The organism is Streptomyces iranensis (assembly GCF_017874715.1).
Lineage (GTDB): Bacteria > Actinomycetota > Actinomycetes > Streptomycetales > Streptomycetaceae > Streptomyces > Streptomyces iranensis.
Genome location: NZ_JAGGLR010000010.1, coordinates 44,699 through 69,728, shown reverse-complemented (window position 1 = coordinate 69,728; position 25,030 = coordinate 44,699). Strand labels below are relative to the sequence as shown.

At 71.3% G+C, this 25,030-nt stretch carries 19 protein-coding genes; 5 read left to right on the top strand and 14 right to left on the bottom strand.

The annotated features are described in order from the left end of the window. Positions 1-94: 94 nt before the first annotated feature. Positions 95-721: a TetR/AcrR family transcriptional regulator gene (locus J2Z30_RS19440; protein ID WP_107073272.1), complete on the top strand. Its 627-nt coding sequence runs from the start codon at positions 95-97 to the stop codon at positions 719-721. 35 nt (positions 722-756) lie between these two features. Here the strand turns inward: J2Z30_RS19440 and J2Z30_RS19435 are convergent, their stop codons facing one another. The 3 genes from J2Z30_RS19435 to nrdR form a co-directional block, all read right to left on the bottom strand. Beyond that, entirely contained in the window at positions 757-1,362 is a 606-nt protein-coding gene (locus tag J2Z30_RS19435; RefSeq protein WP_044569357.1) for a YdbC family protein, read from the bottom strand. A gap of 170 nt (positions 1,363-1,532) precedes the next feature. Continuing rightward, positions 1,533-4,400 (bottom strand): vitamin B12-dependent ribonucleotide reductase, encoded by a 2,868-nt coding sequence (locus tag J2Z30_RS19430; protein ID WP_044569358.1) that lies wholly within the window; start codon positions 4,398-4,400, stop codon positions 1,533-1,535. Between the two features lie 116 nt (positions 4,401-4,516). Next, positions 4,517-5,038 carry a transcriptional regulator NrdR gene (gene nrdR / locus J2Z30_RS19425; protein WP_044569359.1) on the bottom strand — a complete coding sequence of 174 codons (522 nt, stop codon included), beginning with the start codon at positions 5,036-5,038 and terminating at the stop codon, positions 4,517-4,519. Between the two features lie 451 nt (positions 5,039-5,489). Between nrdR and lexA the strand changes: the two genes are divergently transcribed. After that, positions 5,490-6,293 carry a transcriptional repressor LexA gene (gene lexA / locus J2Z30_RS19420; RefSeq protein ID WP_037958216.1) on the top strand — a complete coding sequence of 268 codons (804 nt, stop codon included), beginning with the start codon at positions 5,490-5,492 and terminating at the stop codon, positions 6,291-6,293. A gap of 128 nt (positions 6,294-6,421) precedes the next feature. On the opposite strand, the gene J2Z30_RS19415 is transcribed toward lexA, so the two are convergent. From J2Z30_RS19415 to J2Z30_RS19400, 4 genes are all read right to left on the bottom strand, one after another. Further along, on the bottom strand, positions 6,422-8,434 hold the full coding sequence (locus J2Z30_RS19415) for an ATP-dependent DNA helicase (protein ID WP_044569361.1): 2,013 nt from the start codon (positions 8,432-8,434) through the stop codon (positions 6,422-6,424). Positions 8,435-8,650: 216 nt separating this feature from the next. Beyond that, positions 8,651-9,349, bottom strand: a complete 699-nt coding sequence (locus tag J2Z30_RS19410) for a GNAT family N-acetyltransferase (protein ID WP_044569362.1) — start codon at positions 9,347-9,349, stop codon at positions 8,651-8,653. Positions 9,350-9,425: 76 nt separating this feature from the next. Continuing rightward, a complete protein-coding gene (locus tag J2Z30_RS19405; RefSeq protein WP_078957295.1) occupies positions 9,426-11,402 on the bottom strand; it encodes an IucA/IucC family protein in 1,977 nt (658 codons plus the stop codon). A 495-nt stretch (positions 11,403-11,897) separates the two neighbouring features. Beyond that, positions 11,898-13,550, bottom strand: a complete 1,653-nt coding sequence (locus J2Z30_RS19400; RefSeq protein ID WP_107073506.1) for a diaminobutyrate--2-oxoglutarate transaminase family protein — start codon at positions 13,548-13,550, stop codon at positions 11,898-11,900. 260 nt (positions 13,551-13,810) lie between these two features. Between J2Z30_RS19400 and J2Z30_RS19395 the strand changes: the two genes are divergently transcribed. Continuing rightward, on the top strand, positions 13,811-14,986 hold the full coding sequence (locus J2Z30_RS19395; protein ID WP_044569366.1) for a trypsin-like serine peptidase: 1,176 nt from the start codon (positions 13,811-13,813) through the stop codon (positions 14,984-14,986). A 137-nt stretch (positions 14,987-15,123) separates the two neighbouring features. Here the strand turns inward: J2Z30_RS19395 and hflX are convergent, their stop codons facing one another. The 6 genes from hflX to miaA form a co-directional block, all read right to left on the bottom strand. Then, the gene (gene hflX / locus J2Z30_RS19390; protein WP_044569367.1) at positions 15,124-16,626 is read right to left on the bottom strand and encodes a GTPase HflX; all 1,503 of its coding nucleotides are present in this window, start codon (positions 16,624-16,626) and stop codon (positions 15,124-15,126) included. 122 nt (positions 16,627-16,748) lie between these two features. After that, the gene (locus tag J2Z30_RS19385; RefSeq protein ID WP_044569374.1) at positions 16,749-18,329 is read right to left on the bottom strand and encodes a M1 family metallopeptidase; all 1,581 of its coding nucleotides are present in this window, start codon (positions 18,327-18,329) and stop codon (positions 16,749-16,751) included. Between the two features lie 118 nt (positions 18,330-18,447). Beyond that, a complete protein-coding gene (locus J2Z30_RS19380) occupies positions 18,448-20,703 on the bottom strand; it encodes a RelA/SpoT family protein (RefSeq protein ID WP_044569376.1) in 2,256 nt (751 codons plus the stop codon). Positions 20,704-20,839: 136 nt separating this feature from the next. Beyond that, on the bottom strand, positions 20,840-21,772 hold the full coding sequence (dapF, locus tag J2Z30_RS19375) for a diaminopimelate epimerase (RefSeq protein WP_044569377.1): 933 nt from the start codon (positions 21,770-21,772) through the stop codon (positions 20,840-20,842). A 76-nt stretch (positions 21,773-21,848) separates the two neighbouring features. Continuing rightward, the gene (locus J2Z30_RS19370) at positions 21,849-22,346 is read right to left on the bottom strand and encodes a hypothetical protein (protein WP_044569379.1); all 498 of its coding nucleotides are present in this window, start codon (positions 22,344-22,346) and stop codon (positions 21,849-21,851) included. 108 nt (positions 22,347-22,454) lie between these two features. After that, a complete protein-coding gene (gene miaA, locus J2Z30_RS19365) occupies positions 22,455-23,393 on the bottom strand; it encodes a tRNA (adenosine(37)-N6)-dimethylallyltransferase MiaA (protein WP_044569381.1) in 939 nt (312 codons plus the stop codon). A 285-nt stretch (positions 23,394-23,678) separates the two neighbouring features. On the opposite strand from miaA, the gene J2Z30_RS49715 reads away from it, so the two are divergent. Both J2Z30_RS49715 and J2Z30_RS19355 read left to right on the top strand, forming a co-directional pair. Beyond that, positions 23,679-23,861 carry a hypothetical protein gene (locus J2Z30_RS49715; protein ID WP_052701326.1) on the top strand — a complete coding sequence of 61 codons (183 nt, stop codon included), beginning with the start codon at positions 23,679-23,681 and terminating at the stop codon, positions 23,859-23,861. A gap of 24 nt (positions 23,862-23,885) precedes the next feature. After that, positions 23,886-24,128 carry an antitoxin gene (locus J2Z30_RS19355; protein ID WP_044569386.1) on the top strand — a complete coding sequence of 81 codons (243 nt, stop codon included), beginning with the start codon at positions 23,886-23,888 and terminating at the stop codon, positions 24,126-24,128. A 112-nt stretch (positions 24,129-24,240) separates the two neighbouring features. Here the strand turns inward: J2Z30_RS19355 and J2Z30_RS19350 are convergent, their stop codons facing one another. After that, positions 24,241-25,020, bottom strand: coding sequence for a class III extradiol dioxygenase subunit B-like domain-containing protein (locus tag J2Z30_RS19350; RefSeq protein ID WP_044569388.1), 780 nt, complete (start codon positions 25,018-25,020; stop codon positions 24,241-24,243). Positions 25,021-25,030 lie beyond the last annotated feature (10 nt).

The window sequence follows — 25,030 nt, the reverse complement described above, 5'->3', positions numbered from 1 at the left end:
GAGCGGCCACCCGGACCGCACACTCCAAACACAACTGAAGTTGCGTTACCCTCAGCATGACACAGCGAACCCGCTAACACAACTGGAGTTGCACTTGTCCACAGAGAGCGCCACCCCGACGCCGGGCACCGTCCGCCCCGGCGGGCGCACCGCGCGCACCCGCTCGGCGGTGCGCGACGCCGTGCTCACCGGCCTCGCCGAGCACGGCTACCCCGGTCTGACCGTGGAGTATGTCGCCGAGCGCTCCGGCATCCACAAGACGACCGTCTACCGGCGCTGGGGCAGCGTCGAGGGGCTCGTGGCGGACGCGCTGGACCTGGCGGGAGAGGACGCCTGGACGCCGCCCGACACCGGGGATCTGGAGGGCGATCTGCGCGCCCTCGCCCGCGAGGTGACCGAGACCTTCGGCAGCGCGTCGGCCGCCGCCGCGCCGACCGCCTTCATCGCGGCCGCGTTCCAGTCCGAGCGCGCGGCGCAGGCGCTGCGCGACTTCTACACCGAGCGCTTCGCGCGCTGCGAATCAGTGGTGCGGCGGGCCGTCGACCGAGGTGAGGCCCCCTCCGGCACCGACGCCGCGGCGGTCGTACGCGCCGTCTCCGCGCCCATGTTCTTCCGGGCGCTCATCACCCGCGAGCCCATCGACACCCCGTTCGCCGACCAGACGGCGGCCGCCGTCGCCGTCGCGGTCCGGGCCGGGGCCTACCTCCCCGCCCGTCGCTGATCAGGACCGTCCCTCGACCGGCAGAGGGCTCCGCCTCACACCGTCCAGGCGGACTCGACCCGTACGACATCGCCGGCGATCGCCGCCACATCCGCTTCCGTCTGCGCGCGCAGGCCGAGCCGCTCGACCCGCTCCACGCGGTACTTCCCGTGCTCGGCCGCCGAGTCCCACATCGACAACACCAGGAACTCGTTCCCCGGCGCCTCCCCGAACACCCCGCGCAGCATCCCGGGCGATCCGGCCATGGCCGGGTTCCACACCTTCTCCTGGACCAGTGTGAAGTGATCCACCCGGTCGGGGCGCACCCGGCAGTGGGCGACGCGCACCACGTCCGCGTCGGAGAACCGCGGCTCGAAGCCGACCTTCACATCGAATCGGTGCTCGAACAGCCGGACTTGCATATCCCGGTACGTGCCCGACTGCGAGGCCGCCAGCCGGTCGTGCGAGCGCGCCATGAAGGAGTCGTAGAACGCCCGGCTCTCCCAGAACGAGAAGACATGCGCCACATTCGGCCGCCCCCGGCTCCAGCCACCGCCCTGCCCCCGGAATCCCGGTTCGCCGGGCAACCCCGCCCACTTCCGCTGCCCCCGCTCGAAACCCGGGCGGTCCACCACGGTGCAGCGAATCCACTTGACCAGCACCGCGCCATCCTACGGCCGTACGGTGGCCCTCATCACATACCGGAGAGTCCGCCCCCGGTTCGCCATCCCGTCGTACGGCGGCGGGGGACAACGGCGGCGGGGCGCGGACCCGAAGGCCCGCGCCCCGCCTCGGATGTCATCCCTCGGATGTCATCCGTAAGGGCTCGCGATCAGCTGCAGCCGCTCGTCGAACCGCAGCCCTCGCACAGGTAGCAGCTGCCCGCACGGCGCATCTTGGTGCCGCAGGAGAAGCAGAGCGGCGCGTCCGCGTTCAACCCCAGCTGGATCTCGACCAGTTCGGTCGAGCTGTGGGCCTCCTTCGCCGACTCGGACCCGCTCCGCGACTGCGACGACGACCCACTGCTCTTCGGGGCAGCCACATGGCGCGGCGCCGACTGGGCCAGGCCCTCGACGTCCACCTCGTTGGCGGCGGCCTCGTAGGACCCGGTCTCCAGGTGGCGCTGGCGCTCCTCGGCGGAGTGGATGCCGAGCGCCGAGCGGGTCTCGAAGGGCAGGAAGTCCAGCGCCAGCCGGCGGAAGATGTAGTCGACGATCGACTGCGCCATCCGCACGTCCGGGTCGTCCGTCATACCGGCCGGCTCGAAGCGCATGTTGGTAAACTTCGAGACGTAGGTCTCCAGCGGCACGCCATACTGCAGGCCGACCGACACGGCGATCGAGAAGGCGTCCATCATGCCCGCCAGGGTCGAGCCCTGCTTGGACATCTTCAGGAAGACCTCACCGAGACCGTCGTCCGGGTAGGAGTTGGCGGTCATGTAGCCCTCGGCGCCGCCCACCGTGAAGGAGGTGGTGATGCCGGGACGGCCCTTGGGGAGACGCCTGCGGACCGGGCGATACTCGACGACCTTCTCGACCTCGGGCTCGACCTGCTCCTTCTCCTCCTTCTTCTTGGCGGAGAGCGGCTGGCCGACCTTGCAGTTGTCGCGGTAGATCGCCAGCGCCTTGATGCCGAGCTTCCAGCCCTCGAAGTAGATCTCCTCGATCTCCTCGACGGTGGCCGACTCCGGCATGTTGACCGTCTTGGAGATCGCGCCGGACAGGAACGGCTGGGCGGCCGCCATCATCCGCACATGGCCCATCGGCGAGATGGAGCGCTCGCCCATCGCGCAGTCGAAGACCTCGTAGTGCGCGGGCTTCAGCCCCGGCGCGTCGATCACATTGCCGTGCTCGGCGATGTGGGCGACGATCGCCTCGACCTGCTCCTCCTGGTAACCGAGCCGCTTGAGCGCCTTGGGGACCGTGTTGTTCACGATCTGCATGGAGCCGCCGCCGACCAGCTTCTTGAACTTGACCAGGGCCAGGTCCGGCTCGACGCCCGTGGTGTCGCAGTCCATCATCAGGCCGATGGTGCCGGTCGGCGCGAGCACCGACGCCTGGGCGTTGCGGTAGCCGCTCTTCTCGCCGAGGCGCAGCACGTCCTGCCAGGCCTCGGTGGCCGCGGCCCAGACCGGGGTGTCCAGGTCGTCCATGCGCTTGGCGGCGGCGTTGGCGTCCGAGTGCTGCTTCATGACGCGCTTGTGGGCGTCCGCGTTCCGGGCGTAGCCGTCGTACGTGCCGACCACGGCGGCGAGCTCCGCGGAGCGCTTGTACGAGGTGCCGGTCATCAGGGAGGTGATGGCTCCGGCCAGGGCCCGGCCGCCGTCGCTGTCGTAGGCGTGACCGGTGGCCATCAGCAGGGCGCCCAGGTTGGCGTAGCCGATGCCCAGCTGGCGGAAGGCGCGGGTGGTCTCGCCGATCTTCTCGGTCGGGAAGTCCGCGAAGCAGATGGAGATGTCCATCGCGGTGATGACCAGCTCGACGACCTTGGCGAAGCGCTCGGCGTCGAAGCGCTGGTTGCCCGCGTCGTCGTCCTGGAGGAACTTCATCAGGTTGAGCGAGGCGAGGTTGCACGAGGAGTTGTCCAGGTGCATGTACTCGCTGCACGGGTTGGAGGCGGTGATCCGGCCCGACTCCGGCGAGGTGTGCCAGTGGTTGATGGTGTCGTCGTACTGGATGCCCGGGTCGGCGCAGGCCCAGGCGGCCTCGGCCATCTTGCGGAAGAGCGCCTTGGCGTCGATCTCCTCGATGGGCTCACCGGTCAGCCGGCTGCGCAGCCCGAACGACGAGCCGGACTCCACCGCCTTCATGAACGTGTCGTTCACGCGGACGGAGTTGTTGGCGTTCTGGTACTGGACGGACGTGATGTCGTCGCCGCCCAGGTCCATGTCGAAGCCCGCGTCGCGCAGGGCGCGGATCTTCTCCTCCTCCGTGACCTTGGTCTCGATGAACGCCTCGACGTCCGGGTGATCGACGTCGAGCACGACCATCTTGGCGGCCCGGCGGGTGGCGCCGCCCGACTTGATCGTTCCGGCGGAGGCGTCGGCGCCGCGCATGAAGGAGACGGGGCCCGAGGCGTTGCCGCCCGAGGAGAGGAGCTCCTTGGAGGAACGGATGCGAGAGAGGTTCAGGCCGGCGCCGGAGCCGCCCTTGAAGATCATCCCCTCTTCCTTGTACCAGTCCAGGATCGACTCCATGGAGTCGTCCACGGAGAGGATGAAGCAGGCGCTGACCTGCTGCGGCTGCTTGGTGCCGACGTTGAACCAGACAGGCGAGTTGAAGCTGAAGACCTGGTGCAGCAGCGCGTAGGTGAGCTCGTGGTCGAAGATCTCGGCGTCCGCGGGCGAGGCGAAGTAGCCATTGTCCTCACCGGCCTTGCGGTAGGTGCGCACCACGCGGTCGATGAGCTGCTTCAGGCTCGCCTCCCGGTCCGGGGAGCCCACCGCACCACGGAAGTACTTGCTAGTGACGATGTTGACCGCGTTCACCGACCAGAAGTCGGGGAACTCCACGCCGCGCTGCTCGAAGTTGACCGAACCGTCGCGCCAGTTGGTCATGACGACGTCACGACGCTCCCAGACCACCTCGTCGTACGGATGTACGCCGGGGGTGGTGTGGATGCGCTCGATGCGCAGACCCTTGTTCGCCTTGCTGCCCTTGGAGCGGGAGCCTCGTGCCGGGCCGCTCGTCGTCTCTGTCATTCCGCCTCCCTGTACGGGCGAAAACGCCCTGATGTGCCCATTTCTTCCCCGGGCACGGTGTGTCTGTCTTTCACCCGGAGACGGCGAGCGCCCCGGGCGGGTATGTGGGCCGCCGGTCAGTCGGCGGCGCTGGCCGGCGCGGGGGCCTCCGCGGCCCCTTCGGCGCCGGGCCCGCGGTCGTGCGCGGGAGGCCGTTGCTGGTCACGCAGCTCCGCCACGGCTGCCTCGAAGTCCTCGAGGGAGTCGAAGGCGCGGTAGACGGAGGCGAAGCGGAGGTAGGCGACGAGGTCGAGCTTCTGGAGCGGGCCGAGTATGGCGAGCCCGACGTCATGGGTGGACAGCTCGGCGCTGCCGGTGGCCCGGACCGCCTCCTCCACCTGCTGACCGAGCTTGGCGAGGGCGTCCTCGGTGACCGGACGGCCCTGGCACGCCTTGCGAACCCCCGAGATGACCTTGTCGCGGCTGAAGGGCTCGGTGACCCCGCTCCGCTTGATCACCATGAGTGACGCGGTCTCCACGGTCGTGAAGCGGCGCGAGCAGTCGGGACACTGGCGGCGCCTGCGGATCGAGCAGCCGTCATCCGTGGTACGGCTGTCGACGACGCGGCTGTCGGGGTGCCTGCAGAAGGGGCAGTGCATGACTCCGATCCCTCCCTCACCCTCAAAAACGGCGCATGACTGAACATGCCTGAACATGCCTGATGAGCCCCGTCCGGGCCGTAAGGCCCTTCGAAGCGGCCACAAGCATAGGCCAAAACTCTGTCGGCGGATCCACCAGGGACCACAACCTGTGGGTGGCTTGCATCCATCAAACCACTAGATCTGGTGTCCGGCACTCAACCGAGCCGGATGGCGTGTCACGGGTCGGGAGCAGGCACGAGACTACGCGAACCCCGTGCGTCCCGGATTCACAGGGGTCGGGATGCAAGACTGGGGCCGCCGCACGGCGACCGGACCAAACGGCGTATACACCTAACCCTGTGATCACGTCAGTCCATCTGCGAAATTTCACTCGAACGTGTGTTTGGCGCAACCTTTCGAAAGCAACTACCGTTGTCCAACTAGGGAGAACATCTCGAGAGGGGCCGTCGTGACCACCACCGCAGAGAGCGCCACTGTTACCGCCCAGGAGCGCTCCCAGAGCCGACTCGAACAGACACACGCGATGAACCAGACCCACCCGATGAACGACGACGCCACGACCCCGGAGGGGCAGAAGCCCGCGCGCTCGCTACCAGGACGACCTCCAGGCATCCGGGCGGACAGCTCGGGGCTGACCGACCGGCAGCGGCGCGTCATCGAGGTCATTCGCGACTCTGTGCAGCGGCGCGGCTACCCGCCGTCCATGCGGGAGATCGGTCAGGCGGTGGGCCTCTCCAGCACCTCGTCCGTCGCCCATCAGCTGATGGCCCTGGAGCGGAAGGGCTTTCTGCGGCGCGACCCCCATCGGCCCCGGGCCTACGAGGTCCGCGGCTCCGACCAGCCCAGCACCCAGCCCCCGGACACCACCGGCAAGCCCGCCGCCTCCTATGTGCCGTTGGTCGGCCGGATCGCGGCCGGTGGCCCGATCCTCGCCGAGGAGTCGGTCGAGGATGTCTTCCCGCTCCCCCGGCAGCTGGTCGGCGACGGTGAGCTCTTCGTGCTGAAGGTGGTCGGCGACTCCATGATCGAGGCCGCCATCTGCGACGGCGACTGGGTGACGGTGCGCCGCCAGCCCGTCGCGGAGAACGGCGACATCGTCGCCGCGATGCTCGACGGTGAGGCCACGGTGAAGCGTTTCAAGCGCGAGGACGGCCACGTGTGGCTCCTCCCGCACAACGCCGCCTACCAGCCGATCCCCGGCGACGAGGCGACCATTCTGGGCAAGGTGGTCGCGGTGCTGCGGCGCGTCTGAGCGCGCCGGATCGAGGTGCGCCCTTAGCGTGCCCTACGACCGGGCCCCGGGACCACTGCGCCGGTTCCGGGGCCCTGCTGTGTCTCGCGACCGTCGAGGCCCTGTCGTATGAGACGACCGCGCCCCCGCTAGGCCTCCTGTTCCTTGGCCGCCGCGTCGATGGCGGCCAGCGAGCGGCGCACCTGGTTGCGGTCGGTGGTGTACCAGAATTCCGGCATGGACTTGCGGAGGAACGAGCCGTAGCGGGCCCGCTCGACCCGCGGATCCAGGACGGCGACGACGCCCCGGTCGCCGGAAGCCCGCACCAGCCGACCCGCGCCCTGGGCCATGAGCAGTGCGGCATGGGTCGCGGCGACGGCCATGAAGCCATTGCCCCCGGCCTCCTCCACCGCCTTCTGGCGGGCACTCATCAGAGGGTCGTCGGGACGGGGGAAGGGCACCCGGTCCATCACCACCAACTGACAGCTGGGCCCCGGCACATCGACGCCCTGCCAGAGGGACAGCGTGCCGAACAGGCAGGTCCTGGCGTCGGCGGAGAAGGAGCGGATCAGCTCGCCCAGCGTCTCCTCGCCCTGGAGGAGGATGGGCATGTCCAGACGCCCGCGCAGCTCCTCCGCGGCCGCCTGGGCGGCGCGCATGGATGAGAACAGCCCGAGCGTGCGACCACCCGCGGCCTCGACCAGCTCGGCGAGCTCATCGAGCATATCGGCGCGGCTGCCCTCGCGGCCGGGCTGGGCGAGATGCTTGGCGACGTAGAGAATCCCCTGCTTGGAGTAGTCGAAGGGCGAGCCGACGTCGAGGCCCTGCCAGTGCGGTGTGGCCTCCTCGCCGCCCTTCTCACCGCCCTCCGGATCCTGCGGACTCTCGGGGGCGAGACCGAGTGAGGCGGCCACCCCGTTGAAGTCCCCGCCCAGCTTGAGCGTGGCGGAGGTGAGGACGACGGACCGGTCCTCGAACAACTTCTCGCGCAGCAGACCCGACACGGAGAGCGGGGCGACACGCAGCGAGGCGCCGAAGCGGTCATGCCGCTCGTACCAGACCACGTCGTACTCGGAGGCTTCGACGATCCGCTCGGCCACCTGATGGATGTTCTCCACGGCGCCCAGCGCCTGTTTGCGGACCGCGTCCTCGTCCTTGACCGAGGCGTCCCGTGTGGCGCCGAGCGCCGAGATCACCGTGCGGGCCGCGTCGCGCAGCGCCATCAGCACATAGCCGAGATCCTCGGGGATCTTCTCGAGGCGGCCGGGCAGGGCGAGCTCCATCAGCCGCTCGAAGCCCTCGGAGGCGGTCTGCAGAGCGTCCGCCGCCTGTTCGTTGACCAGCTTCGCGGCACGCCGCACGGCGCGGTTGACCTGGCCCGGGGTGAGCTCTCCACTGGCCACGCCGGTGACCCGGGAGACCAGCTCATGGGCCTCGTCGACGATCAGCACCTCATGGCTGGGCAGCACGGGGGCGCCCTCGATCGCGTCGATGGCGAGCAGCGCGTGATTGGTGACGACGACGTCGGCGAGCTTGGCCCGCTCACGGGCGGCCTCGGCGAAGCACTCCGCGCCATAGGCACACTTGGACGCGCCGAGGCACTCCCGGGAGGTGACCGACACCTGGGACCAGGCGCGGTCCGAGACACCGGGGGTCAGATCGTCCCGGTCGCCCGTCTCGGTATCGTCCGACCAGTCGCGCAACCGCAGCAGATCCTTGCCGAGCTTGCTGGTGGGCGCGGCGGCCTCGAACGGGTCGAAGAGCCCGGCCTCATCCGCGTCCTCCTGCGGGACGCCCTCGTGGAGCCGGTGCAGGCACAGATAGTTGGAGCGGCCCTTGAGCATGGCGAACTCAGGGCGGCGGCGCAGCAGCGGATGCAGCGCCTCCACGGTGCGGGGAAGGTCGCGCTCGACGAGCTGCCGCTGCAGGGCGAGGGTCGCCGTGGCGACGACGACGCGCTCGCCGTGAGCGAGCGCGGGCACCAGGTAGCCCAAAGACTTCCCGGTGCCGGTGCCGGCCTGGACCAGCAGGTGGGAGCTGTCGTCGATCGCCTCCGCCACCGCTTGGGCCATGGCGGTCTGGCCAGGGCGCTCGGTGCCGCCGACGGCGGTTACGGCGGCGTGCAGCAGATCTTCGAGTGGAGGCGAGGACGATTCAGTCATAGGGCTGCCAGCCTAAGGGGCGGCACCGACATCACTCCTGTCGGTGTGGTCGGTGACGGACGGTTTCGGCCGGGCCGGGGCGCGGGAGGATCTTCGCTCCGTGGCGCGGGCGGATCCGCGCCGCATGGGAACCGGCACCGGGCGAGCGGTGTATCAACAGTGGAATCTCGCATCGAAGCAGATGGATCACCGGGGGGCACGGATGGTTGCGGAGGCTCACAGGACGTGTCGCAGGGCACGGTCGCGCAGCATCAGCGCGGCGCGTTTGCCGGGAAGTTCGACTTCCGCAGAGAAGCGGAAACCGGCGCCGAGAAAGGCGGCCACGGAGGGGTTGTTGCGGAGATCCGGTTCGGCCACGACCCGGGTGCAGGACGGACGGTGCTCGAGGACGAGGTCGGCGGCCGCGCGGAGCAGCGTGGTCCCCAGGCCACGGCCGCGATCGCTGACCCGGCCGATGAGCAGGTGGATACCCGTGTCGTGCGGCCGGGCCGGGTAGTACCGCGCGAGCGGGTCCAGATCGGCGCGGTACACCTCCCAGTAGCTCATGGGCACACCGTCCAGGACGCCCAGACAGGGCACGCTGCGCCCATCGCCGTCGAGCTGGTCCCCGAGGTGGCTCGCGGTCGCCTCCTCGGGACCGTCGAGCTCCCAGAAAGCGGCCACGGACGGGTCGTTCATCCATTGGGCGATGAGCCGCAGATCGCGCCCGATGCGGACGGGGACGAGCTGGAAGGTGCCCAATGGGGTGTTGGTGGGCCCCCATTCGACGATGTGGTCGAGCAGATCCGGCCGGTCGTCGGCCTCCGGTCGGGCGGAGCCCAGGTCGATGAGTCGTGCGATGTCCTCTTCCTGGCGCAGCCGCATGTCGATGGTGTCGTCGGTGCTGGAGCTCGTACTGGAGTCGGTGTGCGGCACGGCGATGCTCTCCTCTCAGGGGTCTGGGCACGTCGGAGGGAAGTGGGGGTGAGGGGCGTGATCGCGGGTCGCGGAGTCAAGCCATGGGGGTGACAGCGGTGGAGCCGGAAGGCGAGACGGACATGGAAAGGGGGTTGGGGATGGTCACATAGACGGACTGGGTGTCCACCGGTCCCACGAGCTCGTCCAGGCCGCGCAGCCGCGTGAGCAGATTGGCCTTGCAGCGCAGGGTGGGTGTCTCCAGGAGCCGGGCGGGAAGCGGTGAGCGGGTTCTGCCGTGACCGGACGCGGCCTCGGCGAGAAAGCGGCGGAACGCGGCCAGCAGGACGCGCTCGTCGACGAGTCGCTGGGACCCGAAGGCACCGATCAGTCCGAGGACGTTGTTGACACCCAGGTAGTAGGCGAACCGCTCGTCGGTGACGTCGTCGGAGACGAAGGTGTCGCTGCGGCCGCCGATACCGGGCAGTCGGCGCTGGAGTTCGGCGTGCCGGGACGCGCGGAAGTAGTAGCCCTGGTTGTCCCGGTAGCGGCCACCGACCGGCCAGCCGTCGGGGTCCAGCAGCACCAGAGTGTTCTGCTGATGCGCCTCGAGCGCGATGCCGGCCTCTCCGTCCAGCCAGAGCAGGGGGCGTACGACCGTGTGCAGATAGCGCAGGAACCACTCCGTGCCGACGGCCGCAGTGGAACGGCCGGTGCGAGCGGCGAGCCGGGCGACGAGGTGGGCGAGCCGGGAGCGCATCACCGGCTGTCCGGGCCAGGGGCGCGGCGCGAGGAGTCCGGCGACGCAGACGGCGTCGTCGCCGGGGCCGAACGGGTTGTGCCGGATGACGACGTCAAGGCCGGTCAGGGGCTCGCCATCCGGTCCGTCGACGGCGAGCCAGGCCGGATCCCGGACGATGTCGAATCCTGGGAAGCCGGGGAAGGCCGCCCGCCACTGCTCGGCCAGTCCGCTACGGAGCAGCCGGTGCACCTCGACACCGCGGCGAAGCTCCTTACGGAGGTTCTCACGACGGGAGTTGGTGATCCGCAGACCGAGGGAGAGTTTCAGCATGGCCGGAGCGCCGGGCCGGTAGACGGTACGGACCGACGAGGTGGGATGCCAGGGCCCGCCGGACGGCCCGAGGTCGTGCAACAGGCCGGCGTCGAAGAGGGCGGCGACCTCCGGACGGTGCCGGATCTCGCGAGCCTGCCAGGGATGCAGGGGCAAGGGCACGGTGCCGGTGGGCAGTTGGAGGCCGCTGCCCGCCAGGGAGAGGGCGAGCCGTTCGGCGGGCACGGTCCGGCCGCGCTCCGTCCAGGCCGACTCGCAAGCCAGTGCGGACCGGCCGACCGCGATCCAGTGAAGAGGGAAGGAGCCACGCGTTTCCGGTGAGCAGACGGTGGATTCGGAGTCGGAGAGGCCTTCGCGGCTCTTCGGCGTGGGATGCAGGGGGTGACCGAAGAGGAGGGACTGTTCCGCGCTGAGGAACGGGGTGCTCGTGCTCGGATCGGCGGGTGTGGCCCGGCGGAGGGTGAGGAAGAGGGCGGTGCGCCGTACAGAGTCCGCGACACGGCCGACGAGTTCGGTGGCGTCCGCCTCGGGGTCGTCCCGCCGCGCGCTGTACGTCGCCTCGCGGCTGAGCAGGGCCGAGAGTGTGACGGCGCCGACAGCGGGCGCGTCATGGGGGCCGTGCTCCAGCAGTGGCGGGCCGAAGCGGTGCCAGCCGGTGGGCGACCAATAGCGCACCGGGACGAGGAGGACGGTTCCGCTGGCGGCGAGGGGAATGCGCAGGGTGTCCCCGTCGGTGCGCACGAGGCCGCTCTCGCGCACCCAGCAGCGCAGCAGGTTCTCGACGGCTGCGGCGTCGGCCGCGATCTGCGGGTCGGGGTCGTCGAGCGGATCCGCACCGACCTCGCGGGCGCGGGCCTCGCGGGCGCGGTTGTCTGACGACGCTTCATGGTTGTCGTGGTGCTGCCGGGGCACGGCCGTCGCGGCGAGGGGCGGCCCCTGGGAGGGCAGCCGCAGCGCGGGCGGCTCCTCCGCCGACGGCTCCGGAGCGGGTGGCGGCTCCAGGGCAGGTGACGGCTCCGGGGCGGGTGGCTGGGGTGCTCCCGTTCCCGCTCCCGCCGCGCTGGCGGGCGGCGCCGTGGCGGGCGATGCCCCCGAGGGCAGTGGCGCCGGTGCCGCGGACGGCCGCGCCGCTGTTGGGGGCGATGGGGGTGCTGGGGGCGATGGGGGCGCCGTCTGGTCGCCGGCGGCCGTCGTGACGGTGGACGGTGCCCTGACCGTCGAGACCGTCGCAGGTGGGACGGGCGGTCTTGTCGCCTCGGCCGGGGGAGGCGCTGTGTGGGGCGGGTGTGGGAAGGGCGGCGGGGGGCCGGGGCGAGCGGAGTCGTCGGGGTCGGCCAGGGCGCCGGGCGCGGGCTGCGGTTGGGGAGACAAAGGGGCTCCCCCGGGGGTGTGCGGCATGGTGGGTGCGGCGCGGGCGTCACGGCGTTCATGTCCTGGGCCCGGCGCCTGCCTCCTTCGGTGGTGCGATGGCGGTGCGGTCGTACGGTGCGGGACGCGTCACCGGTGGTCTCCGGCGAGCGACGGGGCGAACGGGGCAGCGGTGGGAGGGAGTTCGTGGGAGCGGGATCCGGCGGTGTGGATCGCCGCGTCCAGGGCGTCGGTGAGCCGGTCCAGGACCGCCTCTGTCTGCTCATCGGTGATGGTGAGTGGGGGGAGAAGACGGATCACCGCGCCGTGGCGCCCGCCGAGTTCGACGATGAGTCCGCGCCGCAGGCACTCCTGCTGAACGGCCGCCGCGAGCGCGGGATCGGCGGGCGGAGCCCCCGTACGCATGGCACCGGCGTACGACGCTCCCCCGTCCAACGCCCCGCCCGCACCGTCGTCTTGAGCGCCCGCCCGTCGGCCTCCCTCGCGCGGAGTCGTCTCGCAGGGGGCCGCCTCGCTCGGGGATGCCTGGTACGGGGATGCGAAGCCCGGGGCTCCTTCGCGGGTGGCGTTCGTCGCCGGCCCGGCCCCCTTGGCATACCCGGCCCCCGCAGCGTGTCCACCCGGCGCTGCGTTCCCGGCCTCCCCTGCGGGCCCAGCGTCCTGGTCCACCAGTTCCAAGCCGATCATGAGGCCGCGGCCGCGTACGTCTCCGATCCACGCACGCCCAGTGGCGAATTGGCGCAGCCGGTCCAGCATCCGGGCGCCGACGGTTGCCGCGCGTTCGGCGAGATTGTTCTCGCGGACGTAGGCGAGGGTCGCGGCGCCCGCGGCCATGGCCAGTTGGTTGCCGCGAAAGGTGCCCGCGTGGGCTCCGGGGGGCCAGACGTCGAGATCCTCGCGGTAGACCACGACGGCCAGCGGCAGGCCACCACCGATGGCCTTGGACAGCACCATCACATCGGGCACCACCCCTCCGTGATCGACCGCCCAGAAGGCCCCGGTGCGCCCGACGCCGGTCTGGACCTCGTCCGCGATGAGCGGGATGGAGCGGGCCGCGGTGATGTCGCGCATCCGGCGCAGCCAGCCGTCCGGGGCCGGGATCACCCCGCCCTCGCCCTGCACCGGTTCGAGGATCATCCCGGCCGGGCCGGGCACCCCGCCCTTCGGGTCGTCGAGCAGCTTCTCGGTCCAGCGCGCGGAGAGTTCGGCGCCGTGCTCCCCGCCGACCCCGAATGGGCAGCGGTAGTCGTACGGAAAGGGCAGCCGGGTCACACCGGCGGCCGGGGCACCGCCGGAGACGGCCAGGGCTCCGGCCGTCATGCCGTGGTAGGCCCCTGAGAAGGCGAGCAGGCCGTCGCGCCCGGTGGCGGTCCGCACCAGCTTGAGCGCGGCCTCGACCGCGTCCGTTCCCGCCGGTCCGCAGAACTGCACCCGCGCGCGGGCGGCGAGTCCGGGCGGCAGGGTGGCGAACAGCTCGTCCGTGAAGGCGTCCTTGACCGGTGTGGCCAGATCCAGGACCTGCAGCGGCGCCTCCGCGTCCAGGACGGCCCGGATCGCGTCCAGCACCACCGGGTGGTTGTGTCCCAGGGCCAGCGCCCCGGCCCCGGAGAGACAGTCGAGATAGCGGCGGCCGTCGGCCCCTTCGACCGTCATCCCCCGGGCCCGCACCGGAACGATGGGCAGCGCACGGGCGTAGGTGCGGGCGGCGGACTCACGCAGCGCCTGGCGCCGCAGAATGCCCTGGGCGGCGCCGCCGTCGTCGGAGACGGCGGCCAGGGCCATCGGCGGGAGCTGGGTCACGGCCACGCGTCTCGGTCCTCCTGCTGCTGAACACCCTCCGGCTGTCCCCCGTACGTACCAACGACGCGTGGCGCTCTGGATCACGGGCTGGGCGAAGATCCTTGCGGCCGGGAACCAAGGACCCGCTCGCAGCCGTCGTAGGCGGCACCGGCATAGTGGGATACCACCCCATTGCCGGGGCGGTGCATGACAATTCCATACAGGCCGTAGAGCAGCTCAGAACCTCAGGGGGAGTCCCACCCATGCCATCCAAACGCCGACCCGCACTGGCCGTGGCCGCCATAGCCTCGGTTCTGGCGCTCGCCGCCACCGCGTGCGACTCCTCGGACGACAACACCGATGCCAAGCCGACCGCGTCGTCGGAGCAGCAGGGCGTGGACGACATCAAGCTGCCCGACAACCTCAACGACAAGTTGAAGAACCTCGGCATCGATCTGGACCAGTGGAAGAACGGTGCCTGGAACAAGTGGGACAAGGACGACTGGCTGCGCGAGGCCGGTGACTTCATCAACCCGATCATCAAGGGCCTGTGGAAGCCGGACCGGATGCGCGAGGCACAGGAGCCCGACAAGCCGGTCGACGACGGCGATATCGCGGACGACCAGGGTGTGACCGACCCCGATCCGCAGCCCGTCCCGGCCAAGGAGGTCACCAGCCCGTACAGCTCCAAGGTCCCCTACGCGGGCAAGGTCTTCTTCGACGGCCCCGAGGGCTCGATGGTCTGCTCCGCGACGGTGGTCGAGGACCCGGCGCACCCCGGCAAGTCCAACCTGGTGTGGACGGCGGGCCACTGCGTCCACGCGGGCAAGGGCGGCGGCTGGTACAAGAACCTGATGTTCGTGCCCTCCTACAACGACGCGGGCAAGTCGCAGGCGGAGCTGGAGAACGCCACCAAGGAGGAGCTGGCCCCCAAGGGCGTCTGGTGGGCCGACTGGGCGCAGACCTCCTCGCAGTGGCTCGACAACGGCGCGGCCGTGGGCGGTAAGGGCGCCCCATACGACTTCGCGGTGATGCATGTGAAGCCGGAGGCCAGCGGCGGCAAGTCGCTCGAGGAGACGGTGGGCGGCGCGCTGCCGGTCGACTTCAACGCCCCGGCGGTGAAGTCCATCGACGAGATCACGGCCACCGGTTACCCGGCCGCCCCGCCGTTCGACGGCCAGAAGATGAACCAGTGCGCGGACAAGCCGGGCCGGCTCTCCCTGGACGCCAAGCAGCCGACGATGTACCGCATCGGCTGCACCATGACCGCGGGTTCGTCCGGCGGTGGCTGGGTCGCCAACGGCGCGGACGGCAAACCGGCGCTGGTGTCCAACACCTCGATCGGCCCGTCCAACGCGACCTGGCTGGCGGGCCCGCATCTGGGCCCCGAGGCCAAGGGTGTCTACAGCGCGGTCAGCAAGAAGTTCGCGAACCAGTGACCGGCTGAGCCGGTAGCCGTCAGGCAGCCGTCCATCCCACGACGAGGGCCCGCCCCCGGAAATCCGGGGGCGGGCCCTCGTCGTGTAGGTGTCGTAGGTGTCGTAGCCGACGCGGTGCGGCTGGTGTGACCAGCTGGCTAGCGCTGTCCGGCGGCCGTGGCCGGGATGAAGCGCCGCAGCTCCGCCGCGAGCTCCTCGTGCACGCGCGCCTTGAGCAGCGTGCCCTCAGGGGTGTGCTCCTCGGAGAGCACCTCGCCCTCGACGTGGGTGCGCGCGACGAGCTTGCCGTGGGTGTACGGCAGCAGCACCTCGATCTCGACCTGCGGCCGGGGCAGCTCCTCGTCGATCACCGCGAGCAGCTCGTCGATGCCCAGCCCGCTGCGGGCCGACACCGCCATAGCGCGCCGCTCCATGCGCAGCAGCCGCTGCACAACGAGCGGATCGGCCATGTCCGCCTTGTTGATCACGACGATCTCGGGCACGTCGACCGCGCCCACATCGCGGATCACCTCGCGCACGGCGGCCAGCTGCTCCTCGGGGGTCGGATGGGAGCCGTCCACCACATGGAGGATCAGATCGGCGTCGCCGACCTCCTCCATCGTGGAGCGGAACGCCTCCACCAGGTGGTGCGGCAGATGCCGGACGAATCCGACGGTGTCCGCCAGTGTGTAGAGCCGCCCGCTGGGGGTCTCGGCCCGGCGCACGGTCGGGTCGAGGGTGGCGAACAGCGCGTTCTCCACCAGGACGCCCGCGCCGGTGAGCCGGTTGAGCAGCGAGGACTTCCCCGCGTTGGTGTATCCGGCGATGGCGACCGAGGGAACCTTGTGGCGCCGGCGCTCCTGCCGCTTGATGTCACGGCCGGTCTTCATCTCGGCGATCTCGCGGCGCATCTTCGCCATCTTCTCGCGGATGCGGCGCCGGTCCGTCTCGATCTTGGTCTCACCGGGACCACGGGTGGCCATACCGCCGCCCGAGGATCCGGAGCCTCCGCCACCCATCTGGCGGGACAGCGACTGACCCCAGCCTCGCAGCCGCGGCAGCATGTACTGCATCTGGGCGAGCGAGACCTGCGCCTTGCCCTCTCGGGACTTGGCGTGCTGGGCGAAGATGTCGAGGATCAGGGCGGTCCGATCGACCACCTTGACCTTGACGACGTCCTCGAGGTGGATCAGCTGCCCGGGGCTCAGCTCACCGTCGCAGACCACGGTGTCGGCACCGGACTCGACCACGATGTCACGCAGTTCCTCGGCCTTGCCGGAGCCGATGTACGTGGCGGGATCCGGCTTGTTGCGCCGCTGGGTCACGCCGTCGAGCACCAGGGCGCCGGCGGTCTCGGCGAGCGCGGCGAGCTCCGCCAGGGAGTTCTCCGCGTCTTGCACCGTGCCGGAGGTCCATACGCCGACCAGCACCACGCGCTCCAGGCGCAGCTGCCGGTACTCGACCTCGGTGACGTCCTCGAGCTCGGTGGACAGCCCCACCACGCGCCGCAGGGCGGCACGGTCGGAGCGGTCGTACTGGTCGCCGTCACGCTCCTCGTCGATCTCGTGACTCCAGGCGACGTCCTCTTCCATCAGGGCGTCGGCCCGAAGGCTCTCGGCGGGGCGCTGCCGGTCCTGCGGAAGGGAAGAGGAGTGGGTCAAAGGAATCCTTACGTCGTGGAATACCGTCACTGTCGACAACGCGTGGCGGGCCCGCGGGATTCCCCCGCCGGGGCCGGCCACGGACGCCGACCCCTTGATGGTCGCACGCGGCGGGCGGGCCGTCACCCGGGTTTCACGGCCCATGGCACCGCGTGACGGACCGCGTGCCGCCCCGCCCGCGCGCCGGGCAGCGCGGCACCCTTCGTGGTCTCCTTCTCCGTCTGCTTCCAGTCGGGGTGTCCCGGCATCGGCGGCGTCTTCCTGCCGTACAGCCACGGATGGAGGAATCCGCTCAGATCGCGCCCCGCCACCGTGGAGGCCAGCCGGACGAAGTCGGCGGTCGAGGCCACTCCGTCGCGGTGGCGGAGCACCCATCGCCGCTCCAGCCGCTCGAAGGCGGCCCGGCCGATCCGCTGCCGCAGCGCGTACAGCACCAGCGCGCTGCCGTCGTAGACCACCGGGCGGAAGATGCCGATCGGCTGGCCGGGGTCGGCGGCCTCGGGGGCCGCGGGCGGCCCTCCCTCGGCCCGCCAGGCGTCGGACTGCCCGTACGCCTTGCGCATCCGCCGTTCCAGGCTCGCCTTACCGCGCTCATCGGCGTACAGCGCCTCGTACCAGGTGGCGTGGCCCTCGTTGAGCCACAGATCCGACCAGCGGCGCGGGCTGACGCTGTCGCCGAACCACTGGTGCGCCAGCTCATGCACCATGATCGACTCGATGTACCACCGGGGCAGCTGATCGCTGGTGAACAGATCGCGCTCGAAGAGGGAGAGCGTCTGGGTCTCCAGCTCGAAGCCGGTGGTGGCGTGGGCGATCAGAACGCCGTAGGTCTCGAAGGGGTAGCGCCCGGCCTTCTTCTCCATCCAGGCCAGCTGTCCGGGGGTGCGCGCGAGCCACTTCTCCAGCCGTGCGCGGTCCGCCGCGGGGACGACGTCGCGCACCGGCAGCCCATGGGGCCCGGTGCGGCGCGGCACGGCGGAGCGGCCGATGGAGATCTGCGCCAGCTCGGTGGCCATGGGGTGGGCGAGGCGGTACGTCCAGACGGTGCGCGAGCCCTTGCGGACGCGCTGTCCGGGCAGACCGCCCGCGACGACCGTAAGGCTCTTCGGAGCGGTGATCCGGAAGGTGAAGCGGGCCTTGTCGGCGGGGTGGTCGTTGCACGGGAAGACCCGGTGGGCGGCGTTGGCCTGGTTGGCCATGGCCAGCCCGTCGCTGGTGCGGACCCAGCCGCCGTTCATGCCGCTCCGCGGATCGCTGGTGTGGCGGACGGTGACCCGGAAGGCGGCGCCCTTACGGAGGGGGGCGGACGGGGTGATCACCAGGTCCTCACCGGCCGTGGCGAACCGGGCCCGCGCTCCGTCGACCCGCACCGAGTCCACGACGCCCTGGGCGAAGTCGAGGTTGACGGTGCGCAGCGGGGCGGTCGCGCGGGCCTCGATGGTGGTGACGGCGTCGAGCGGCCGGTCCTGACGGTGGTAGGCGAACGCGATGTCGTACGCCGTGACGTCGTACCCGGGGTTGCCGAGCTGCGGGAAGAGGGGGTCTCCGATGCCCAGGGGAGCCGGGTGCGCGGGGGACACCGGCCCCGCGGCGGAGGAGGGGCCGACCGCGAGGAAGACGGCGGCCATGGCGGCGGCCACCGACGCGGTCCTGCGGCGCCCGGTGCGCGGCGGCCAGGGGCGGCGCCCCGAAGAAAGCGTCATGTCCTACGGCTACCAGCGCCCCGGCGCCCGCGCAGTCGCTCCCGGTCTTGATCCACCCGAAGGAGTTCAGGCGCCCGAAAATGATCAGGAGCGTGCCGCTCAGGAGCGCGCCCGTCCGTCAGTGCGCCGCGGCCATGCTGCGGCCCTCGCGCGTCACGTCGTAGACCCCGGGGACGTTCCGCATGGCCCGCATCAGCGTCGGCAGCCTGCCCGCGTCGGGCAGCTGGAGCGTGTAGGTGTGCCGGACCCGCTGCTCACGCGGCGGTTCGACGGCGGCCGCCACCACCTCCGCGCCCTCGGCCGCGATGGCCTCGGTGAGATCCGCGAGCAGATGCGGCCTGCTGAACGCCTCCGCGAAGAGGGTCACGCGATAGTCCCCGCCCCCGTCCCCGTCGTCCTCGTCCGCCCAGCGCACCCCGACGGCCGTGCGCCCGGCCGAGGTCATCCGCGCCACTCCGGGGCACCGCTCGCGGTGCACGGTGACGGCCCCTCCGCGGACCGCGAAGCCGGTGATCGCGTCGGGCGGCACGGGGGTGCAGCAACGGGCGAGCCGTACGGTCGCGCCGGGCAGGTCGACGACGATGCCCGCCTCGGGGCGGCCCGCACCGGGCGACGCGGGGGCGATGGTCTGGCCGCCCTGCGAAGTCTGCGGGTCCCGCGTGGCCTGCGGGTCCTGACCGCCCTGCGGGTCCTGACCGCCCTGCGGGTCCTGGCCGTCCTGTCCGTCCTGGCCGGTGGGCTCGGCGGCGGACTCCGGCTCCTCGGCGGCCTCCCGGGGCTCGTGCTGCGACGCCGGATGGGCGGCCAGCCAACGGTTGATGGCGATGCGGGCGGCCGGAGTGCGGGCGTGGTCGAGCCACTCCGGCGAGGGACCGTGGGAGGCGGTGTCCCGGGTGTCGCTCGCCATCAGCAGCTGCAGGGTGTCACCGTCGCGCAGCACCGTGCTCAGGGTCGCGATCCTGCCGTTGACCCGGGCGCCGATACAGGAGTGCGCGTCGTCGCCGTACAGGGCGTACGCGGCGTCCACGCAGCTCGCGCCCGCGGGCAGGCCGAGCGTCCCGCCGTCGGAGCGGAAGACGGTGATCTCCCGGTCCTGGGCGAGGTCGTCGCGGAGCGAGGTCCAGAAGATATCGGGGTCGGGGGTGGCGCTCTGCCAGTCGAGCAGCCGGGACAGCCAGCCGGGCCGGGTGGGGTCGGCCCGCTCGCCCTCGGGGGCGTCGGCGCCCTCCGTCGGGGCGTACGGATTGCCGAGAGCGATCACGCCGGCCTCCGCGACCCGGTGCATCTGGCTGGTGCGGATGAGGACTTCGGTGACCTCGCCGTCGCGCCCGGCCACGGCCGTGTGCAGCGACTGGTAGAGGTTGAACTTGGGCACCGCGATGAAGTCCTTGAACTCCGAGATCACCGGCGTGAAGCAGGTGTGCAGTTCGCCGAGGACCGCGTAGCAGTCCGCGTCGTCGGAGACCAGGACGAGAAGGCGGCCGAGGTCGGTGCCGGTCAGCTCGCCGCGCTTGAGCCCGACCCGGTGGACGGAGACGAAGTGCCGCGGCCGGACCAGGACTTCGGCGGTGATGCCCGCCTCGTGCAGCACGCCCCGTACGTCCTCGGCGGCCTGGGCCAGCGGGTCGGGGCGGCCGGCGTGGGCCTGGAGGAGCTCGCGGGTCCGCGCGTACTCCTCGGGGTGGAGGATGGCGAAGACCAGGTCCTCCAGCTCGGTCTTGAGCGCCTGCACCCCGAGCCGCTCGGCGAGCGGGATCAGCACATCGCGGGTGACCTTGGCGATGCGCGCCTGCTTCTCGGGGCGCATCACGCCGAGGGTGCGCATGTTGTGCAGCCGGTCGGCGAGTTTGATCGACATCACCCGGACGTCGTTGCCGGTGGCGACGAGCATCTTGCGGAAGGTCTCGGGCTCGGCCGCCGCGCCGTAGTCGACCTTCTCCAACTTGGTGACGCCGTCGACGAGAAAGCGGACCTCCTCGCCGAACTGCTCCCCCACCTGATCGAGGGTCACATCGGTGTCCTCGACCGTGTCGTGGAGCAGCGAGGCGGTCAACGTCGTGGTCTCGGCACCCAGTTCGGCGAGGATCAGAGTGACGGCCAGCGGATGGGTGATGTACGGCTCACCGCTCTTGCGCATCTGACCGCGGTGGGAGGACTCGGCCAGGACATACGCCTTGCGGAGCACATCCAGATCGGCTCCGGGGTGGTACGCGCGGTGGACCTTGGCCACATGCTCGATCGCGTCAGGCAGCCGGCCGCGGGAGGCGGACCCCAGCAGGGCGGCCCGACTGAACCTGCGGAGATTGCGCAGGTCGATGCGGGGGAGGCCGCGCCTGCGGCCGAACGGGGCCTGGTCGGTGGCCTCTGCGCTCATGGGCACCTCCGGCGGCGTCGAGCGTCAACCGGCGTGGGTACTCCCCCGGGGCCGGTGCTTGATGCTATCGAGCCCATCACGCACGGCCGACCGGCTCTCGCCCAGAGTGAAACGGATCACCCATTCGAGGGAAGTGTCAGCCGAGGTCCGTGCCCAGCCAAGAGGGATCTATCTCCCCCTCGGCCACGATCACGGCAGGGCCGGTCATCTCCACCGTACCGTCCGGCCGTTCGCTGATGACAAGCCGCCCTCCGGGAACGTCCACGGTGTACGTGACGGGGTGCCCGGTGACGGCCGGATCGGCCCCGTCACGGCGTGCGGCGGCCACCATCACGGCGCAGGCGCCGGTGCCGCAGGACCGGGTCTCTCCGGAGCCGCGCTCATGCACGCGCATCGCGACATGGCGCGGGCCGCGGTCGACGACGAATTCGACGTTGGTGCCGTGCGGGTACACGGCGGCGGGGCGCACGGCGGGGGCCGTGAACAGATCACCGGCCTGGGCCAGGTCGTCGACGAAGGCGACCGCGTGCGGATTGCCCATGTTCACGTTGCGCGCGGGCCAGCTGTGGTCACCGACCGTGACCGTGATCTCCCCTTCGGGGCCGGGCTCGGGCAACGCGGCCCCGCCCATCACCACGGTGATCGGGCCATCGGTCCCGGCCGTGGCCTCACCCGGCCGGGCGGCGTCACCGGCGTCCTTGGCGATGTGGGCCCGGCGCACCCCGGCCCGGGTGGCGATCGCGAGATCACCCGCCTCGACCAGCCCGGCGCGCTGAAGGTACCGGGCGAAGACGCGGACTCCGTTGCCGCACATCTCGGCGATGCTGCCGTCGCTGTTGCGGTAGTCCATGAACCATTCGGCCTGGTCGGCCATGCCCCGCGCCTCGGGGTGTGCCGAGGACCGCACGACGCGGATCAGGCCGTCGCCGCCGATACCGGCGCGCCGGTCGCAGATCCGGGCGACGGTGGCCGCGGACAGCTCCAGACGACCGTCCGGGTCGGGGACGATGACGAAGTCGTTCTCGGTGCCGTGCCCCTTCAGGAAGGCCAGCCGTGGTGCGGTGCTCATTCCTCGATCCTACGGGGCACCGCGCGCGCCGTCCCCCGGTGCCCGGCCCGCCCGGGGGACCCACTGGACGGAGGGCCTAGCGGAGACGGGCCACCCGCCAGAAGGTGAGGGCGGCCAGCAGCGCCACGATCACCACATAGAGCACGACGAAGCGCCAGTCCGGGCGGCGCCCGGAGCCTCTGGGGGGCAGACCCGGCCAGGTGTAGCCCACCCGGCGGGCGGCCATCAGGCCCCAGCCCGCCGCACAGCAGCTCAGCAGCAGGCCGAGCATGGCCACGACCGCCCCTCCGTCGCCGAACTCGAAGGCGAGCGGGAAGGCGAACATCAGCGAGCCGAGGATGGCCAGGGCGACGATCGGCGCGATCTGCCAGATCCGCAGCCGACGCGGCGGGCGCAGCTCCCGGAAGGACTCCCCGGAGACCGAGCCCGCGCCGGCCTCGCCCTCGGAACCGTCCTCGAGGACCGGTGCGCCGGGTTCGTGGAGCCCTCCGGCCTCATCGGGGCCGTCCGGGGTCAGCGGCCGCGCGTCTCCGTGCGGCGATTGCTGCGATGCGTCGCGAGGGCCGGCCTCCATCGCCACACACCCTCCCAACTCCAGACACCACGGCACGATCGGAGCTTGATGATGGCATGCCCGCCGGGGCCCGAATGACGAGCTGAGCTTCCCGATGCCATGACGTGATCAGGCTGTGACCGCCCGTTCAACCAACGCGAGCGCACTCGCCAGGAGTTCCCCTCTGTGGTCGGCCGCTCCGCTGAGCCAGTGGACCCTGGGATCGCGGCGGAACCAGGAGTCCTGACGGCGTGCGAACCGCTTGGTGGCGCGCACGGTTTCGGCCCTCGCCTCCTCCTCGGCACACTCTCCCGCGAGCGCGGCGAGCACTTGCTGATAGCCCAGCGCGCGGGAGGCGGTACGGCCGGAGCGCAGCCCGGCGTCCTCCAGCCGGCGGACCTCCGCGACCAGCCCGGCGTCCCACATCCGGTCCACCCGCAGGGCGATCCGCTCATCCAGCTCGGGCCGCTCGACGTCGACGCCGATCTGGAGCGTGTCGTAGACCGCCTCGTGTCCGGGCAGATTGGCGGTGAACGGGCGGCCGGTGATCTCGATGACCTCCAGCGCCCGGACCACCCTGCGGCCGTTGCTGGGCAGGATCGCGCGCGCCGCCTCGGGGTCGGCGTCGGCGAGCCTGGCGTGCAGGACCCCGGAGCCCCGCTCCTCCAGCTCGGCCTCGAGCCGGGCCCGGACGGTGGGGTCGGTGCCCGGGAACTCGAGGGCGTCGATGGCCCCTCGGATGTACAGGCCGGAACCGCCGACCAGGACGGGGGTACGGCCCTCGGCGAGCAGGCGGTCCATCTCGGCGCGGGCCAGCCGCTGGTACTCGGCGACGCTCGCGGTCTGGGTGACGTCCCAGATGTCCAGCAGCTGGTGCGGCACCCCCTGCCGCTCGTCCTCCGTCAGCTTGGCGGTGCCGATGTCCATGCCCCGGTACAGCTGCATGGAGTCGGCGTTGACGACCTCGCCGTCGAGGTGTCTGGCGAGCGCGACGCCCAGATCGGACTTTCCGGCCGCTGTGGGGCCGACGACGGCGATGACTCGCGGCGGATGGCCTGCAGTATTCACCGGGCCAGTCTCGCAAATGCCCCGGGGCTCCTCGAATGAGCGACGTAACGGGGCACCGCCGGGTTCGTTGCCTGTTGCGAGGTTCCGAGGGCCGGTTCGGAGGAATCGGCCGCAGCGCGCCGCACAGTCGCCGCGCACCGCACAAGAGGGCACTCCGGGCGGCACGGGATTCCGCCCACGCGAGTTTCGCCCACACGAGTAAGGTATGGAGTAGATATGGGCGTGTTTTCCAGGTTTCGTCGTGCGTCGAAGGAGGCGAGCCGTTCGTCCGGGGAGGCACCGTCCGTGCGGGACTCCCAGGCCACGGCCGACGTCATGACGGCGGAGACCGAGTCCGGGACCGCGGATGGGGCTGAAGCCGCGCGGAGCGGGAAGGAGAATCCGGCGGGTGAAGGCGCCGGGATCCCCAAACAGCAGTCCGCGGCCGACGCGGCCGACAGCGAGACCGGTGAGAGCGCCCGCGCATAGGCAACCGACGAGGGTAGGTGGCACATGGGCCTGATGGACAATCTCAAGGCCAAGGCCGGTCAGATGAAGGGCAGGGCCGGCAGCTTCGCGCAGCAGCACGAGGCCAGGATCGGGCGGGGCCTGGAGAAGGCGGCCAAGTCGGTCGACACCAGGACCAAGGGCAAGTACAGCGCCAAGATCGAGACTGGCACGGGCAAGGCGAAGGACGCTCTCAACCGCCTCTCCCAGATGGACGAGCGCAAGCCCAAGCACAAGGGCGACGCATAAGACCGGCCAAGCAAACAAGGCACAGAAGACGGGGGCGGGCGATGCCGGGCCCGGACCGGCCGGCCCCGCCGGTACGCGGCCGTGGAGCGCAGGCTCCACGGCCGCGAGCGGGTTAGGACGACCAGCTCGCCACGAAATACCCCACGCCGTACGGCGCTTCGTCATACCGCAACTCCCCCTTCAGGCGCGCCCCCTCGCCCGCCCCCGCGAGCACCTGCAGCGGCGCGCGACCTGCCGCCTTGAGCTCGTACGCCAACTCCTCGTCGAGCGCGGCCAGCGCCCCGGTGTCGGCGGCCGCCAGCGCCCGCGCCACCTCGGCGTCGAACGCGGCCGCCCGCTCGTCGAGATAGCCCGGCGCCTTCAGCGTGCGGCATGCGGTGCCGTCGCCCATCACCAGCAGCACGACCCGCTCCGCCCGCCCGGCGAGCTCCCTTCCGACTTCAATACACCGCTCGGCCGCGAGAGGTTCCCCCACACCCAGCCCCTCGACGGGCACCGCCGGGTCCCACCCCGCGCGCTCCAGCAGCCAGGCGCCGACCGCCAGCGACGTCGGCAGCGAGCGCGAGGATCCGCCGTCCGGGGCGTCCTTGCCGCCGGACGCCCCGTCCTCCGTCACGGGTGCGGCTCGCCGCTCCGGCACCGGCGCGGCGAGCCGCACATCCACTTCCACGCCGAAGCCGCGGAACGATCCGGCCGCGCCCTGCGCATGCGGCCCGCGCCCGGCGCGATCGGCGGGTCCCACCACGATCAGACACTCCGGACGCGCCGCCGCGAGGGCGTGGATGACCTCGAAGCACTCCGCGCGCAGCCCGTCCAGCTCGGGGGCGGCTCCGGCGGCGACCTCGGGCACCAGCAGCGGCGGACACGGGCAGACGGCGGCGGCGATCAGCATGATCGTCAGC